General features: G+C 54.4%; 16 protein-coding genes. 11 read left to right on the forward strand and 5 right to left on the reverse strand.

The window, feature by feature from the left end; genetic code table 11:
* Window positions 1-249 precede the first annotated feature (249 nt).
* Entirely contained in the window at window positions 250-1284 is a 1035-nt protein-coding gene (gene rhaT, locus OGX86_RS01485; protein ID WP_003825242.1) for an L-rhamnose/proton symporter RhaT, read from the forward strand.
* On the opposite strand, the gene rhaR is transcribed toward rhaT, so the two are convergent.
* Together rhaR and rhaS are read right to left on the reverse strand one after the other, a co-directional pair.
* Entirely contained in the window at window positions 1281-2129 is an 849-nt protein-coding gene (gene rhaR, locus OGX86_RS01490) for an HTH-type transcriptional activator RhaR (protein ID WP_286639101.1), read from the reverse strand. The genes rhaT and rhaR overlap by 4 nt on opposite strands.
* Window positions 2130-2276: 147 nt before the next feature.
* The gene (gene rhaS / locus OGX86_RS01495) at window positions 2277-3125 is read right to left on the reverse strand and encodes an HTH-type transcriptional activator RhaS (protein ID WP_008787013.1); all 849 of its coding nucleotides are present in this window, start codon (window positions 3123-3125) and stop codon (window positions 2277-2279) included.
* Window positions 3126-3428: 303 nt separating this feature from the next.
* Between rhaS and rhaB the strand changes: the two genes are divergently transcribed.
* From rhaB to rhaM, 5 genes are all read left to right on the forward strand, one after another.
* Window positions 3429-4898, forward strand: coding sequence for a rhamnulokinase (rhaB, locus tag OGX86_RS01500; RefSeq protein WP_286639103.1), 1470 nt, complete (start codon window positions 3429-3431; stop codon window positions 4896-4898).
* On the forward strand, window positions 4895-6154 hold the full coding sequence (locus OGX86_RS01505) for an L-rhamnose isomerase (protein ID WP_286639107.1): 1260 nt from the start codon (window positions 4895-4897) through the stop codon (window positions 6152-6154). The genes rhaB and OGX86_RS01505 overlap by 4 nt, the downstream gene beginning before the upstream one ends.
* Before the next feature lie 143 nt (window positions 6155-6297).
* On the forward strand, window positions 6298-7125 hold the full coding sequence (rhaD, locus tag OGX86_RS01510) for a rhamnulose-1-phosphate aldolase (protein ID WP_286639109.1): 828 nt from the start codon (window positions 6298-6300) through the stop codon (window positions 7123-7125).
* Window positions 7126-7199: 74 nt separating this feature from the next.
* Window positions 7200-8348: a lactaldehyde reductase gene (gene fucO / locus OGX86_RS01515; RefSeq protein WP_286639144.1), complete on the forward strand. Its 1149-nt coding sequence runs from the start codon at window positions 7200-7202 to the stop codon at window positions 8346-8348.
* Window positions 8345-8659 (forward strand): L-rhamnose mutarotase, encoded by a 315-nt coding sequence (gene rhaM / locus OGX86_RS01520; protein WP_103015337.1) that lies wholly within the window; start codon window positions 8345-8347, stop codon window positions 8657-8659. The genes fucO and rhaM overlap by 4 nt, the downstream gene beginning before the upstream one ends.
* 57 nt (window positions 8660-8716) lie before the next feature.
* On the opposite strand, the gene OGX86_RS01525 is transcribed toward rhaM, so the two are convergent.
* Window positions 8717-9265, reverse strand: coding sequence for a helix-turn-helix domain-containing protein (locus OGX86_RS01525; RefSeq protein ID WP_003825255.1), 549 nt, complete (start codon window positions 9263-9265; stop codon window positions 8717-8719).
* 101 nt (window positions 9266-9366) lie between these two features.
* On the opposite strand from OGX86_RS01525, the gene OGX86_RS01530 reads away from it, so the two are divergent.
* Together OGX86_RS01530 and OGX86_RS01535 are read left to right on the forward strand one after the other, a co-directional pair.
* Window positions 9367-10026, forward strand: a complete 660-nt coding sequence (locus tag OGX86_RS01530) for an AzlC family ABC transporter permease (RefSeq protein ID WP_032945572.1) — start codon at window positions 9367-9369, stop codon at window positions 10024-10026.
* The gene (locus OGX86_RS01535; protein ID WP_003825260.1) at window positions 10026-10349 is read left to right on the forward strand and encodes an AzlD domain-containing protein; all 324 of its coding nucleotides are present in this window, start codon (window positions 10026-10028) and stop codon (window positions 10347-10349) included. Before OGX86_RS01530 ends, OGX86_RS01535 begins: the two co-directional genes overlap by 1 nt.
* Window positions 10350-10391: 42 nt before the next feature.
* On the opposite strand, the gene OGX86_RS01540 is transcribed toward OGX86_RS01535, so the two are convergent.
* The gene (locus OGX86_RS01540; RefSeq protein ID WP_003825262.1) at window positions 10392-10604 is read right to left on the reverse strand and encodes a YdgH/BhsA/McbA family protein; all 213 of its coding nucleotides are present in this window, start codon (window positions 10602-10604) and stop codon (window positions 10392-10394) included.
* A 129-nt stretch (window positions 10605-10733) separates the two neighbouring features.
* Between OGX86_RS01540 and OGX86_RS01545 the strand changes: the two genes are divergently transcribed.
* Both OGX86_RS01545 and OGX86_RS01550 read left to right on the forward strand, forming a co-directional pair.
* The gene (locus OGX86_RS01545) at window positions 10734-11255 is read left to right on the forward strand and encodes a Crp/Fnr family transcriptional regulator (RefSeq protein ID WP_048227552.1); all 522 of its coding nucleotides are present in this window, start codon (window positions 10734-10736) and stop codon (window positions 11253-11255) included.
* 58 nt (window positions 11256-11313) lie between these two features.
* Entirely contained in the window at window positions 11314-11820 is a 507-nt protein-coding gene (locus tag OGX86_RS01550) for a YgjV family protein (RefSeq protein ID WP_032945569.1), read from the forward strand.
* Here the strand turns inward: OGX86_RS01550 and fdhD are convergent.
* On the reverse strand, window positions 11787-12623 hold the full coding sequence (gene fdhD, locus OGX86_RS01555; RefSeq protein ID WP_213786329.1) for a formate dehydrogenase accessory sulfurtransferase FdhD: 837 nt from the start codon (window positions 12621-12623) through the stop codon (window positions 11787-11789). The genes OGX86_RS01550 and fdhD overlap by 34 nt on opposite strands.
* 194 nt (window positions 12624-12817) lie before the next feature.
* On the opposite strand from fdhD, the gene fdnG reads away from it, so the two are divergent.
* A complete protein-coding gene (gene fdnG, locus OGX86_RS01560; RefSeq protein WP_100247862.1) occupies window positions 12818-15868 on the forward strand; it encodes a formate dehydrogenase-N subunit alpha in 3051 nt (1016 codons plus the stop codon).
* The last annotated feature ends 6 nt before the right edge of the window (window positions 15869-15874 follow it).

Consider the following 15874-nt stretch of genomic DNA (forward strand, 5'->3'; position numbering starts at 1 on the left):
CGTAAGCAGTTGGGTCATTATAGTTAATTAAATGATATTGAAAATGATTATCAATGCCGTACTTTTTACAGGGTCTTAATGAATCAAAACCATTGTTAAAGATGTGAGCCGAATCACCCACTTAACGTGATGATTGCCAACATGCGCAAAAGGACGGCAATCGTTAAAAGGTTAACCACCTGCGTAATTTTTAAACTCGTTAGGTCGGAGGGGTCATTACCGACGATAAAAAATAACGAGGATTAAGTCATGAGTAACGCGATTACGATGGGTATCTTTTGGCATTTGATAGGGGCAGCCAGTGCCGCCTGTTTCTATGCCCCGTTCAAGCAAGTCAAACATTGGTCATGGGAAACGATGTGGTCGGTTGGCGGGATCGTCTCCTGGATAATCCTGCCGTGGACCATCAGCGCCATGTTACTTCCCGATTTCTGGGCCTACTTCAGCTCCTTCAGCCTCTCCACACTGGCGCCGGTATTTCTGTTTGGTGCAATGTGGGGGATTGGCAATATCAACTATGGCCTGACCATGCGCTATCTCGGTATGTCGATGGGTATCGGGATTGCGATAGGTATTACGCTGATTGTCGGCACGCTGATGACCCCGATTATCAACGGCAATTTTGATGTACTGATCAATACCTCTGGTGGCCGCATGACGCTGCTTGGCGTACTGGTCGCGCTGATTGGCGTGGGCATTGTTACCCGTGCCGGTCAGTTAAAAGAACGAAAAATGGGCATCAAAGCGGAAGATTTCAACCTGAAAAAAGGTCTGGTTCTGGCCGTCATGTGCGGTATTTTCTCCGCCGGGATGTCCTTTGCGATGAACGCAGCGAAACCGATGCACGATGCCGCCGCCGCGTTGGGCGTCGATCCGCTGTATGTCGCCCTGCCTAGCTATGTGGTCATTATGGGCGGTGGCGCGCTTGTTAACCTGGGCTTCTGCTTCATTCGTCTGGCAAAAGTGAAGAACTTGTCGATAAAAGCCGACTTCTCGTTAGCCAAACCGCTGATTATCACCAACGTGCTGCTCTCTGCGCTTGGTGGCTTGATGTGGTATCTGCAATTCTTCTTCTACGCCTGGGGCCACGCACGTATTCCGGCGCAGTATGACTATGTAAGCTGGATGCTGCACATGAGCTTCTATGTTCTGTGCGGCGGGATTGTCGGTCTGGTATTGAAAGAGTGGAAAAACGCGGGTCGTCGTCCGGTCAGCGTGTTAAGCCTCGGCTGCGTAGTGATCATTGTCGCGGCAAACATTGTCGGTCTGGGAATGGCCAGCTAAGCATGCTGAGTACTGAGATGACGCCACTGGCTCGGCGTCATCCCGGTTTCCCGCGTAAATACCACCGAAAAGTAGTTACTGTCCTCAAAGCCGCAGCGCATGGAAATCTCGCTAATCATCAACCGACTATGTTTGAGCAGATACTGCGCATGGCAAACCCGCACCTGGCGGAGATACTGGTTGATGGTCATCCCGGTCTGACTGCGAAACTGCTGGCACAAAACGCGCTCGCTGCATTGTTCGCGCTCGCAAAACGTATCCAGTTCAAACGCATGCTCATGGCTACCGGCTAACGCGGTGATCAGTTTATCCAGCAGCGTTTCACTGGAGGTCGCCGGTAGCGTATCCGTGGCATAACGATGCCGCTTAAGGTGTGTCACCAACTGCCCGAACAGCAGTTCAGCCATGGTAAAAGCCTGTGCATCACGTTGATTGCTTTCATGCTCAAGCTGGCTTATCACCTGTCGGACCTGGCTCATGCCAACGCTACCGAGTCGCCAGTGCGGCTGCCTCGGCGTACCGTCAAATCCGGGGATCGCCCCTTGCCAGTCAACATTCAGCGTCAACCGCTCCGGGCAGTAGATGATATTTTGCAACACCAGGTCGTTCACGGAGGTGTAGGAGTGTTTATCTTCGGCGCGAATGTAAAACAGATCGCCACGGGTTATCCGGTACGGGCGATCGTTAAGGACATGCAGACCATTACCGCGCCAGACCATGACCAGCTCGCAAAACTCGTGGGTATGCTCAGCAAAGACATCCTGCGGATAACGGTCAGCCACGGCCACAGCCTGCTGCTCATGCGCAAAGAAGTCTGATTTCAGAAGGACCAGATGATTCGCCATCACAATATTCCCTGTCGGATGGCGGCTACGCCTTATCCGACCTACAGATTACGTGACACGTAGGCCGGATAAGGCGTAGCCACCATCCGGCGTTAAGGGACATGATTATCTGAGATTCGGCGGTAAAAAACGTTGATAGCTTTCGCGTTACTGGAGGCGGCTTGCCACAACGAGATCGCGCCCCTGACGAATATCGCGTGGTGACCACTTGAACTCACGACGAAAAAGCGTCGAAAAGTGGTTACTGTCGCCGAATCCGCAGAGATAAGCGATGTCTGTCACGCTGTCATCACTGTGGCGAAGCAGATGCCGGGCCTTGATCAGCCGCAAGCGGTTAAGGTAGCGCTGCGGCGTCAATCCGGTTTGCTGTTTGAGCTGGCGATGCAGAGTGCGCAAAGAGAGGGAAAACTTCTCGGCCAGCGCCTCCCAACACACCTCGTCGGCAAAGTTATCTTCCAGCCACGCCATCAGGAGGTTAAGCCGCGCGTCGTTATCGGTCGCTGCTTCCATCAGGCTGCTTTTACGCAGCAGTACCAGCAACTGCATAAACAGGATCTCGCGATTTGCCGCCGTTGGTGTATCCATCCCCTCACCGAGCGCTTCCATCTGCCCCACCAGTTGTCGAACCTGCTGCAATACCCCCTGATTCACCCGCCAGTGGGAGGGATACTGCCCATTCTGTTCCTGAGGTAAAAGCTGATTCAGCCCAGCCAGAAATTGAAACGCATCCGGGGAGCGATACAACACATTGGTCAGGCACAGATTGTCAGTATGTTCATATAAATGCCGGTCATGATCGCGAACGAAACACACCGTACCGCCGCTGATTGTGTAAGGCTGCCCGTTGAACACATGGATCCCCGTTCCATGTTCGACCACCACAATTTCATGAAAATCATGATGATGCTCTGGAAACGCAGGTTGAGGAAGCCGAGGTTCAATAGCTACTGGCGCTTTACCTGTCGGAAAAAAATCCACGCAATGCAATACCGTCATGATGACATCCTTCCCGATCAAATGAACATGGCTGAATAGTAATTAAGGGTTATCACCCTCACCTTAAATTTTTGACGCCAAAGTGCGTAAACACGGTCAATTCTTCAAGAAATGGCGGGAAAGATCGGGAATTGCGGAAGGCGTCACATCCGCTAAAACAGGTCCTATTAATAGAAATTGTGAACAGCGTCACGTTCACCTTTGCCATGTTGCCAGCCGCTAATTGTGGCTGTCACTGTCAAGAAGGTACGCGTTATCTGGGGTTCTTAGACTGAGTGCAATAAAACTCAGAAGGACCTCGCTATGACTTTTCGCCATTGTATCGCAGTCGATCTCGGCGCATCCAGTGGGCGCGTAATGCTGGCGCGTTACGACAGTGAACACCGCTCCCTGACGCTACGTGAAATCCACCGCTTCATGAACTGCCTGCAAAAAACAGACGGTTTTGACACCTGGGACATCGACAGCCTGGAAAACGATATTCGTCTTGGCATGAAAAAAGTCTGCGATGAAGGCATTCGGATAGACAGCATCGGCATTGATACCTGGGGCGTGGATTACGTTCTGATCGATAACGTCGGTCAACGTGTCGGTCTGCCGGTCTCTTACCGTGACAGCCGCACGACCGGCATTATGGCGCAGGCGATGGAACAGCCGGGTAAAGGTGAAATTTACCGCCGTAGCGGCATTCAGTTTCTGCCCTTTAACACCCTGTATCAACTGCGTGCACTGGTTGAACAGCAGCCAGAACTGCTCCCGCGGGTGGCCCATGCCCTGCTGATCCCCGACTACTTCAGCTTTCGCCTGACCGGCAAAATGAACTGGGAATACACCAACGCCACCACCACCCAGCTAGTCAATATCAATACCGACGACTGGGATGACACACTGCTGGCGTGGACCGGGGCAGACAAAGCCTGGTTTGGTCGCCCGACGCATCCTGGGAACGTGATCGGCCACTGGATTTGCCCGCAGAAAAACCAAATTCCGGTTGTCGCCGTCGCCAGTCACGACACGGCCAGCGCGGTCATTGCTTCTCCGCTGGCCGATAAAAACAGCGCCTATCTCTCTTCCGGGACCTGGTCGCTGATGGGCTTTGAGAGCAGAACACCGTATACCAATGATGTGGCGCTGGCGGCGAATATCACCAATGAAGGCGGCGCGGAAGGACGCTACCGTGTCCTGAAAAATATCATGGGGCTGTGGCTGCTCCAGCGCGTATTAAAAGAGCGCCAGATTACCGACCTGCCAACGCTTATCAGCCAAACGCAAGCGCTGCCGGCCTGCCAGTTCCTGATAAACCCGAACGACGATCGCTTTATCAACCCCGACGATATGAGTGCAGAAATTCAGGCAGCATGCCATGAATCAGGCCAACCCGTTCCTCTGCAAAACGCCGAACTGGCGCGCTGTATCTTCGACAGCCTGGCGTTGCTGTACGCCGACATCCTGCAAGAACTGGCACAACTGCGTGGTGCAGCATTTAGCCAACTGCACATTGTCGGTGGCGGCTGCCAGAACACCTTACTGAACCAGCTATGTTCGGATGCCTGCGGTATTCGCGTGATGTCCGGGCCGATTGAGGCTTCCACGCTCGGCAATATTGGCATCCAGCTGATGACGCTGGACGAGCTGAACAACGTCGATGATTTCCGTCAGGTGGTGCGCGCCAACTACGAACTGACCACCTTCATTCCCAATCCTGAAAGTGAAATTGCCCGCTACCAGGCGCAGTTTCAATCACTACGACAGACAAAGGAGCTTTGCGCATGACCACTCAACTTGAACAAGCCTGGGAACTGGCAAAACTGCGTTTCGCCGCGGTAGGCATTGATGTCGAGGCGGCCTTACGCCAGCTCGATCGTCTGCCGGTCTCCATGCACTGCTGGCAGGGCGATGATGTCGCCGGTTTCGAAAACCCGGAAGGCTCGCTCACTGGCGGTATTCAGGCTACCGGTAACTATCCGGGTAAAGCGCGTAACGCCACCGAACTGCGGGCCGATCTGGAGCAGGCGCTGAGCCTGATTCCTGGTCCAAAACGTCTGAATTTGCACGCGATCTATCTGGAATCTGATACGCCGGTTGCCCGCGACCAAATCAAACCTGAGCACTTTAAAAACTGGGTGGAGTGGGCGAAAGCGAACCAGTTAGGGCTGGATTTCAACCCATCCTGCTTCTCACACCCGCTGAGCGCCGACGGTTTCACTCTGGCGCACGCCGACGACACCATTCGCCAGTTCTGGATCGATCACTGCAAAGCCAGCCGTCGCGTCTCGGCGTATTTTGGCGAGCAGTTGGGTACACCATCGGTGATGAACATCTGGATCCCGGATGGCATGAAAGACATCACCGTTGACCGTTTAGCGCCGCGCCAGCGTCTGCTGGACGCACTGGACGAAGTGATCAGCGAGAAACTCGACCCGGCGCACCATATCGATGCCGTCGAAAGCAAGCTGTTTGGCATCGGTGCGGAAAGCTACACCGTGGGCTCTAACGAGTTCTACATGGGTTACGCCACCAGCCGCCAGACCGCACTGTGTCTGGATGCGGGCCACTTCCATCCGACTGAAGTGATCTCCGACAAAATTTCCGCCGCCATGCTGTATGTACCGCGCCTGCTGCTGCACGTCAGCCGTCCAGTGCGCTGGGACAGCGATCACGTGGTACTGCTGGATGATGAAACTCAGGCGATTGCCAGCGAGATCGTTCGCCACAACCTGTTTGACCGCGTACACATTGGCCTCGACTTCTTCGACGCCTCCATTAACCGCATTGCCGCGTGGGTGATCGGCACTCGCAATATGAAAAAAGCCCTGCTGCGCGCGCTGTTAGAACCCACCGAACAACTGCGTCAGCTCGAAGCCAGCGGCGACTACACCGCACGCCTGGTCCTGCTGGAAGAGCAAAAATCGCTGCCGTGGCAGGCCGTCTGGGAGATGTATTGCCTGCGCCACGACACGCCTGCGGGCAGCCAGTGGCTGGACAGCGTGCGCGCTTATGAAAAAGAGATTTTGAGCAAACGTAGCTAACCGTGACGCCAGGCTTGTAGGCCGGATAAGACGCCCCGCGTCGCCATCCGGCAATAAATGAAACACGATTGCCGGGTGGCGCTTCGCTTATCCGGCCTACGTAAGACCCGATAACGTTCGGGCAATAAACAGGAACACCGAACATGCAAAACATTACTACTTCCTGGTTCGTCCAGGGGATGATCAAAGCCACTTCTGATGCGTGGCTGAAAGGCTGGGACGAGCGTAACGGCGGCAACCTGACGCTGCGTCTTGATGAAGCAGATATCGCGCCGTTTAGCGCCGATTTCCACGAAAAACCACGCTATATTGCGCTAAGTCAGCCGATGCCGCTGCTGGCAAACACACCGTTTATCGTCACCGGTTCCGGTAAGTTTTTCCGTAACGTCCAGCTCGATCCCGCGGCAAACTTGGGCGTGGTACAAATAGACAGCGACGGTGCGGGCTACCACATCCTCTGGGGCCTGACCCACGAGGCCGTGCCGACCTCTGAACTGCCGGCTCACTTCCTCTCTCACTGCGAACGCATTAAAGCGACGAACGGTAAAGACCGCGTGATCATGCACTGCCATGCCACCAACCTGATCGCTCTGACCTACGTACTGGAAAACAACACAGCGCTGATTACCCGCAAGCTGTGGGAAGGCAGCACCGAGTGCCTGGTGGTGTTCCCGGATGGCGTTGGCATTCTCCCGTGGATGGTGCCGGGTACAGATGAAATCGGCCAGGCGACCGCCGAGGAAATGCAGAAACACTCGCTGGTACTTTGGCCGTTCCACGGCGTGTTCGGAAGCGGACCTACCCTAGACGAAGCGTTCGGTTTGATAGATACCGCAGAGAAATCCGCCGAAGTTCTGGTCAAAATCTTTTCGATGGGCGGTATGAAGCAGACCATCTCACGTGAAGAGCTGGTCGCACTTGGCAAACGCTTTGGTGTTACGCCGCTGGCAAGCGCCATAGAGCTGTACTGATACCTCCCAACTCAACGCCGGATGCGGCTTCGCTTTATCCGGCCTACAGGATTTTATTATTAAGGAGAATAATGATGAGCTTTATGTTGGCACTGCCAAAAATTAGCCTGCATGGCGCCGGCGCAATTGCCGATATGGTGAATCTCGTGGCGAATAAACAATGGGGCAAAGCGCTGATCGTCACCGATGGTCAACTGGTAAAACTGGGCCTGCTGAATAGCCTGTTTGCCGCGCTGGATAAACATCAAATGTCTTACCACTTGTTTGATGAAGTATTCCCGAACCCGACAGAAGAGCTGGTACAGAAAGGGTTTGCGGCCTATCAGGGCGCAGAATGTAACTACATCATCGCCTTCGGTGGCGGCAGCCCGATCGATACCGCCAAAGCAGTGAAAATTCTGACAGCCAACCCTGGCCCTTCTACCGCCTACTCCGGCGTGGGCAAAGTGAAAAATGCTGGCGTCCCGCTGGTCGCCATCAACACTACCGCCGGTACGGCAGCAGAGATGACCAGTAACGCGGTCATTATCGACTCTGCCCGTAAGGTCAAAGAGGTGATCATCGACCCAAATATCATCCCGGATATCGCCGTGGATGATGCCAGCGTCATGCTGGAAATCCCGGCCTCCGTCACCGCCGCAACCGGTATGGACGCCCTGACCCACGCGGTGGAAGCCTATGTTTCCGTTGGCGCGCATCCGCTCACCGACGCTAACGCGCTGGAAGCGATTCGCCTGATCAACCTGTGGCTACCAAAAGCGGTCGACGACGGTCATAACCTCGAAGCTCGTGAGCAAATGGCGTTTGGTCAGTATCTGGCGGGGATGGCATTTAACAGCGCTGGTCTGGGTCTGGTGCATGCGCTGGCGCACCAGCCGGGCGCAACCCATAATCTGCCACACGGCGTCTGCAACGCCATCCTGCTGCCGGTAATCGAAAACTTTAACCGTCCTAACGCCGTGACGCGCTTTGCCCGCGTGGCGCAGGCAATGGGCGTCGATACCCGTGACATGAGCGATGAAGCGGCAAGTATGGAGGCCATCAACGCGATTCGTGCACTCAGCAAGCGTGTCGGTATTCCTGCGGGCTTTAGTTCCCTTGGCGTGACGAAAGAGGATATTGAAGGCTGGCTGGATAAAGCGTTGGCCGATCCGTGTGCGCCATGCAACCCGCGCACCGCCAGCCGCGACGAGGTCCGTGAGCTGTATCTGGAGGCGTTATGATCCGCAAGGCCTTTGTGATGCAGGTGAATGCCGACGCACATGTTGAATATCAACGTCGGCACAATCCCATCTGGCCAGAGCTGGAAGCTGTGCTGAAAGAGCACGGCGCCCATCACTACGCGATTTATCTCGATCAGGCGCGCAATCTGCTGTTCGCCACCGTTGAGATTGAGTCCGAAGAACGCTGGAATGCCGTTGCCAACACCGACGTTTGCCAACGTTGGTGGAAGCATATGCGTGACGTAATGCCAGCAAACCCCGACAACAGCCCGGTTAGCGCAGAGCTAAAAGAAGTGTTTTATTTGCAATAGACTTGTAGGCCGGATAAGGCGCTAACGCGCCGCATCCGGCACAACGTAACAGAACAGTTAGTTCTGCTCAGAAACCAGAATCGCCTGGGTGTCAGGCTCCAGCGCTTTAAAAATATGCGCCCGATCGGCGGGGTAACAAATATAGTCCCCCTCGCCTAACTCCTCCGGGGCTTCCGTCAATCCTACCATCGCCTTACCCTGCGTCACGATGATGTGTTCAACCGATCCCGGTGGATGCGGCTGTGAAATACGATCCGCGCCCGGCTGCGTCAGCAGCAGATAGATATCCCGCCGCGCCCCCGGCGGGCAGGCGGCCAGTAAAATGGCCTGATAGTGGGCCTGCTCAGCCACCACCTTTGTTCCTTCGCCGCGGCGAATCACCTGCGTTTTTTGTTCCTGCGGCTCCAGCAGGCGAGCAAAGGGAATATCTAACGCCACACACAGCGACCAGAGCGTTTCCAGGCTAGGATTGCCATTGCCCGCTTCCAATTGCGAGAGTGTCGATTTTGCAATCCCTGCGCGACGGGCAATCTCTGCCAATGACAAACCGGTGCGCTGACGTTCACGCACAAGGCTTTTCGCGATCATACTGATGGGCTGGGTCATTCACGACTCCATGTTCTTTATATCGAACGATTCGTTCGACTTGTAATATTAACTGGTCGCGTTCATTATAATGGAAATTCGTTCGATATGGCTAAAACGGTATGAAACATTATTTTTCCAGTCTCAAAGGCGACACGATAAAAGCAATATTTTTAGTCTGTCTGGCCGTCGGCGTAGTCGGCATGTCATACGGCTCGTTGGCGATGGCCTACGGCTTCCCGCTGTGGGTGCCGTTTGTGCTTTCGATTACGGTACTGGCGGGTGCGTCCGAGTTTATGTTTATCGGCATCGTCGCCAGTGGCGGTAACCCACTGGCGGCTGCGGCTGCCGGCTTACTGGTCAACGCCCGACACGTGCCGTTTGGCGTCACGGTGCGCGATCTGGTGGGCTCGCGGGCTGCGAGTTTCCTCGGCTGTCATATCATGAACGACGAAAGCGTAGTCTTTGGCCTGTCGCAAAAAACGCCCGAACAACGTAAAGCCGCCTTCTGGCTGTGCGGTCTGGGCGTCGCGCTTTTCTGGCCTGTTGGCACACTGATCGGCGCGGGCGTCGGCAAACTGCTCCCCGCCCCGGAAACCATCGGTCTGGATGCCGTCTTCCCTGCAATTTTATTAGCCTTAGTGGTCCCGACCTTTAAAAACCGCACCACGCTGATTCGCGCCTGTAGCGGCGCCGGGTTGTCGCTTGCCGCCATCCCCTTTGCGCCGGTCGGTTTACCTGTTTTGCTCTCACTGTTTGGCTTACTGACGAGGAAAAAATAATGGGCAACATGACGCTGTTTATCGTCGGTATCGCCATGTTATCTCTGGGAACATATTTAATGCGTTTAGGAGGAGCGAAGCTTGGGAGCCGTTTAGCGTTCTCGGAACGCTCGCAGGCGCTGCTTTCCGACGCCGCAACGGTATTACTGTTCTCCGTTGCGCTGGCGACTACCTTTTACGAAGGCGAACACTTCGCTGGCATGGCGCGCGTGCTGGGCGTGGCTTTTGCGGTATTTCTCGCATGGCGCAAGATGCCGCTAATCGTGGTGATCGTCGCTGCCGCAGTGGTGACCGCATTGCTGCGAATGGCGGGTATAAACTAAAAAAGCGCCTCAAGGGCGCTCTTTCGACAGTACTAAGGTATCTTATTTCAGCAGTTCGGCGGTCATGTGCACGCGGTTACCGGTGTATGCCTGAGTGATTTTGTAATCGCTGGCGCCTGCACGTTCAGCCTGAGCGGCGATTTTTGCTTCAGCGCTTTCCAGCGTAGAACCGGTTGCGGTCACTGTCTGAGCAGCGAAAGAACCGAAAGAAGTAGCCAGAGCGATAACTGCGACAAAAGTTTTGATGCTTTTCATGATATAAACCCTTTAACTTAGTTGTTTGAGTAAGGCACCGTGCCTTGATGTGATAAATAATAGGCTGATACCCGAACAACTGAAAGCGGAAGGATTTGCCAGTCTTATTCAAATTATTTGAGAGATAAGATGTTACGTAATCAGGAATCACAATGGCTTGCTGGCAGCCGTAGAAAAACGCAACAGGCGGGTAATTGGTTACTTCGTCAGGGTGAACCACAAAGTAAAATTCATCTTTTACATCATGGTGTGGCTCGTGCGGTTTATCACGCGGACAACGGCGTTGAAAGGGTTAAAGAGTTCTACTTTGCCGGGGAATACTGCTTTCTGTACCTGAACTGGCTAACTAACACACCTGCCGATTACAGCCTACAAATGATCGCCGCGGGAGAAACCACTGAAATACCCTTGGCTTTGCTTGATGCGCCGGAAAATCAGGATATTAAGACTCAGCTACTGGTCCAGCAATTGATCTACAAAGAGAAAAAAGAGCAAATGCTGCTGCTCAATACCCCAGAGCAACGCTATCAGTACGTACAAACACACTTCCCGGACTGGGAGTCACAGCTCACCCAGCGCGATCTTGCCAGCTATATCGGCATTACCCCCGTTAGCCTGTCCCGTATTCGCCAGCGTCTTAACAAAGGTTAACGCCTTACGGTGATGCGTCGATTATTGTCCCGTCACTCTTTAATAGATGGCGACCACAATGAACGCATTTCTTCTTTCTCAGATGCTGGCTGGCATCAGCTTCTTACTGGATATTTCCGCTTTTCATTTTCAACGCCGGGCTATCACTTTAACGCTGCTCACCAGTTCTACGTCTCTGTTAGCTATCCATTTCTATCTTTTGGATCAACACGCTGCGGCTGGGTTAATGATCATTGCCGCATGCCGCTACGCGACAGCCATCGTCACCTTTCACCGCTGGGTGATGTGGGGATTTATGCTGGGGTCGCTGCTGTGTAGCATTTATCTTTGGCAAAATCTGTCGAGTATTTTGCCGCTGATGGGAAGCCTGCTGATGACCTTTGCGTCATTTCAAAAACGCAGCGGAAAATTACGGGGATACACCTTGTGCGGCAGCCTGTGTTGGCTGCTGAACAATGTGATTGTTGGCTCGCCAGTTGCCGTAATCATGGAACTGGCATTTTCCGGCAGTATTCTGGCCGCCTGGTGGCGTCACAGCGCGACCAGACGTTGCGGATGCGTATAGATCGTCGCCCTGCCCGGTTTGCAAAAACCCACCAGCGTCAGGTTACAACGTTCGGCAACTTCCACGGCGAGCGTTGTCGCCGCAGAAACAGCAAACAGGATCTCCACACCGCACATCGCCGATTTCTGCACCATCTCATAACTGGCACGGCTGGAGACTAATACCGCGCCCTGTTGCCAGGTTTCCCCTTCGATTGCACGTCGTCCCAGCAGTTTATCCAACGCAACATGACGTCCAACATCTTCATGCCCGCCCGCCAGATGACCTGACGGCTGTACCCAGGCAGCCGCGTGCGTGCAGCCTGTCAGTTGCCCCACGGGTTGAAAATCGTTGAGGTGTCGTAAAGCGTTATCAAGATTCGCCAGATCGAATATCTGGGTAAACGGCAGCGGCTGGACCGGCTTGCCAATGTCATTGAGCTGCTCCACGCCACAAACGCCGCAACCGGTGCGACCGGCTAGCGCGCGACGACGCTCCTTCAGCCCCATAAAGCGACGGCTGGACAGTTCAACCTGCACTTCCAATCCGTTGCAGGAAGGCACTACGTCCATTCCGTAGATATCCTGCGGGGACTCAATAATGCCTTCAGAAAGTGAAAAACCCACCGCGAAGTGCTCAAGATCTTTCGGTGATGCCATCATCACCACGTGCGAAATCCCGTTGTATACCAGCGCAACAGGCACTTCTTCAGCTACCTCATCAGGCTGAGGATGTTGCAAATCCTCGCGCTTCCAGAGGGTCAACTGGCGCGATCCTGTCGAAGATGTCACATTCTTGATGTTTTCTTGAATAATCTTATTCACTTTCTTTTAACCATATTGGAACACGCATACCAACATTGTGGTATTCTTTACAAATCCCTCCTGGACGGAGGGAAATTCACCCAATTCTGGACCTTTGCGGTCCCGTCCGCAAAGAAAAATAACAACCACTTCCCTCGCGTTCGCGTTACAGAAAAGCGAAGGGAACGTGACAATGTCGAAACAAGGAGCGAACCATGCAGGTCAGCAGAAGGCAGTTCTTTAAGATCTGCGCTGGCGGTATGGCAGGCACCACGGCAGCGGCACTGGGCTTTGCACCCGGCGTAGCGCTCGCGGAAACACGGCAATATAAACTGCTGCGCACCCGCGAAACCCGTAACACCTGCACTTACTGTTCCGTTGGCTGTGGACTGTTAATGTACAGCCTCGGTGACGGCGCAAAAAACGCCAAAGCATCCATCTTCCATATCGAAGGGGACCCGGATCACCCGGTGAACCGTGGCGCATTGTGCCCGAAAGGGGCAGGACTTGTGGACTTCATCCACTCCGAAAGCCGCCTGAAATTCCCGGAATATCGCGCACCAGGCTCAGATAAGTGGCAACAGATTAGCTGGGATGAGGCATTTGACCGCATCGCTAAGCTGATGAAAGAAGACCGCGACGCTAACTACGTTGCACAAAACGCTGAAGGCGTAACCGTTAACCGCTGGCTTTCCACCGGAATGCTGTGTGCTTCCGCTTCCAGTAACGAAACCGGCTATTTAACGCAAAAATTCTCCCGCGCGCTCGGTATGCTCGCGGTCGACAACCAGGCACGCGTCTGACACGGACCAACGGTAGCAAGTCTTGCTCCAACATTTGGTCGCGGTGCGATGACCAACCACTGGGTCGACATTAAAAACGCCAACCTCGTCGTGGTGATGGGCGGTAACGCCGCTGAAGCTCACCCGGTCGGATTCCGCTGGGCGATGGAAGCCAAAATTCACAACGGCGCGAAGCTGATTGTTATCGATCCACGCTTTACGCGAACCGCTGCGGTGGCTGATTTCTATGCGCCGATTCGTTCCGGTACTGACATTGCTTTCCTGTCAGGCGTTTTGCTGTACCTGCTGAACAACGAAAAATTCAACCGCGAATACACTGAGGCCTATACCAACGCCAGCCTGATCGTGCGTGAGGATTACGGTTTCGAAGATGGCCTGTTCACCGGCTACGACGCGGACAAACGCAAGTATGACAAAACCAGTTGGAACTACGAGCTGGATGAAAAAGGCTTCGCCAAACGCGATGTCACCCTGCAACATCCGCGCTGCGTGTGGAACCTGCTGAAACAGCACGTCTCCCGCTACACGCCGGACGTCGTAGAAAACATCTGCGGTACGCCGAAGGCCGATTTCCTGAAGGTCTGTGAGTACATTGCAGAAACCAGTGCCAAAGATAAAACCGCGTCGTTCCTGTACGCCCTGGGCTGGACGCAACACTCCGTGGGTGCGCAGAACATCCGTACCATGGCGATGATCCAGTTGCTGCTTGGCAACATGGGGATGGCCGGTGGTGGCGTTAACGCCCTGCGCGGTCACTCCAACATTCAGGGCCTGACCGACTTAGGCCTGCTGTCACAAAGCCTGCCAGGCTATATGACGCTGCCAAGCGAGAAACAGACTGACCTGCAAACCTACCTTGCCGCCAACACGCCAAAACCGTTGCTGGAAGGTCAGGTGAACTACTGGGGCAACTACCCGAAATTCTTCGTTTCGATGATGAAAGCCTTCTTTGGCGATAAAGCGACAGCGGAAAACAGCTGGGGCTTCGACTGGCTGCCGAAGTGGGATAAAGGGTACGACGTCCTGCAGTACTTCGAGATGATGAATCAGGGCAAAGTGAATGGCTATATCTGCCAGGGCTTTAACCCGGTCGCGTCATTCCCGAACAAAAACAAAGTTGTGGCTTCACTGTCCAAACTGAAGTTCCTGGTCACTATCGACCCGCTCAACACCGAGACCTCCACTTTCTGGCAGAACCACGGTGAGTCAAACGATGTTGATCCGTCGAAAATCCAGACCGAAGTATTCCGTCTGCCGTCCACCTGCTTCGCCGAAGAGAACGGTTCTATCGTTAACTCCGGTCGCTGGCTGCAGTGGCACTGGAAAGGCGCGGATGCCCCGGGGATTGCCGTTACCGATGGCGAAATCCTCGCCGGTATCTTCCTGCGTCTGCGCAAGATGTATGCCGAGCAAGGTGGCGCGAACCCGGAACAGGTGCTGAGCATGACCTGGAACTACTCCACCCCGCACGAACCGGCTTCGGAAGAAGTGGCGATGGAGAGTAACGGTAAAGCGCTGGCCGACATTACCGACCCGGCAACCGGTGCGGTTATCGTCAAGAAAGGCCAACAGCTTAGCTCGTTCGCCCAACTGCGTGACGATGGCACGACCTCCAGCGGCTGCTGGATTTTTGCCGGTAGCTGGACGCCGGAAGGCAACCAGATGGCACGTCGCGATAACGCCGACCCGTCAGGCCTTGGTAATACGCTGGGCTGGGCCTGGGCATGGCCGCTTAACCGACGCATTCTGTATAACCGCGCCTCCGCTGATCCGCAGGGGAATCCGTGGGATCCAAAACGTCAGATCCTGAAATGGGATGGGGCGAAGTGGAGCGGGATGGATATTCCGGACTACAGTGCCGCCGCACCTGGCAGCAACGTAGGGCCGTTCATCATGCAGCCGGAAGGGATGGGACGCCTGTTTGCTATCGATAAGATGGCGGAAGGTCCGTTCCCGGAACACTACGAGCCGTTTGAAACACCGCTGGGGACTAACCCGCTGCACCCGAACGTAATCTCTAACCCTGCCGCGCGCATCTTTAAAGGTGACGAAGAAGCACTGGGTAAAGCAGATAAGTTCCCGTACGTCGGTACAACCTACCGTCTGACCGAGCACTTCCACTACTGGACCAAGCATGCGCTGCTGAATGCCATCGCTCAGCCGGAACAGTTTGTGGAAATTGGCGAGAAGCTGGCGAATAAGCTCGGTATCTCCCACGGCGATACCGTCAAAGTCTCCTCTAATCGCGGCTACATTAAGGCCAAGGCGGTGGTGACCAAACGTATTCGCACGCTGAAGGCTAACGGTAAGGATATCGACACTATCGGTATTCCGATTCACTGGGGCTACGAAGGTGTGGCGAAAAAAGGCTTTATCGCTAACACGTTAACGCCATTCGTCGGTGATGCGAACACGCAGACGCCGGAATTTAAGTCCTTCCTCGTGAACGTGGAAAAGGTGTAACGGAGA

It is taken from the genome of Citrobacter sp. Cpo040, from assembly GCF_030332915.1.
GTDB lineage: Bacteria > Pseudomonadota > Gammaproteobacteria > Enterobacterales > Enterobacteriaceae > Citrobacter > Citrobacter portucalensis.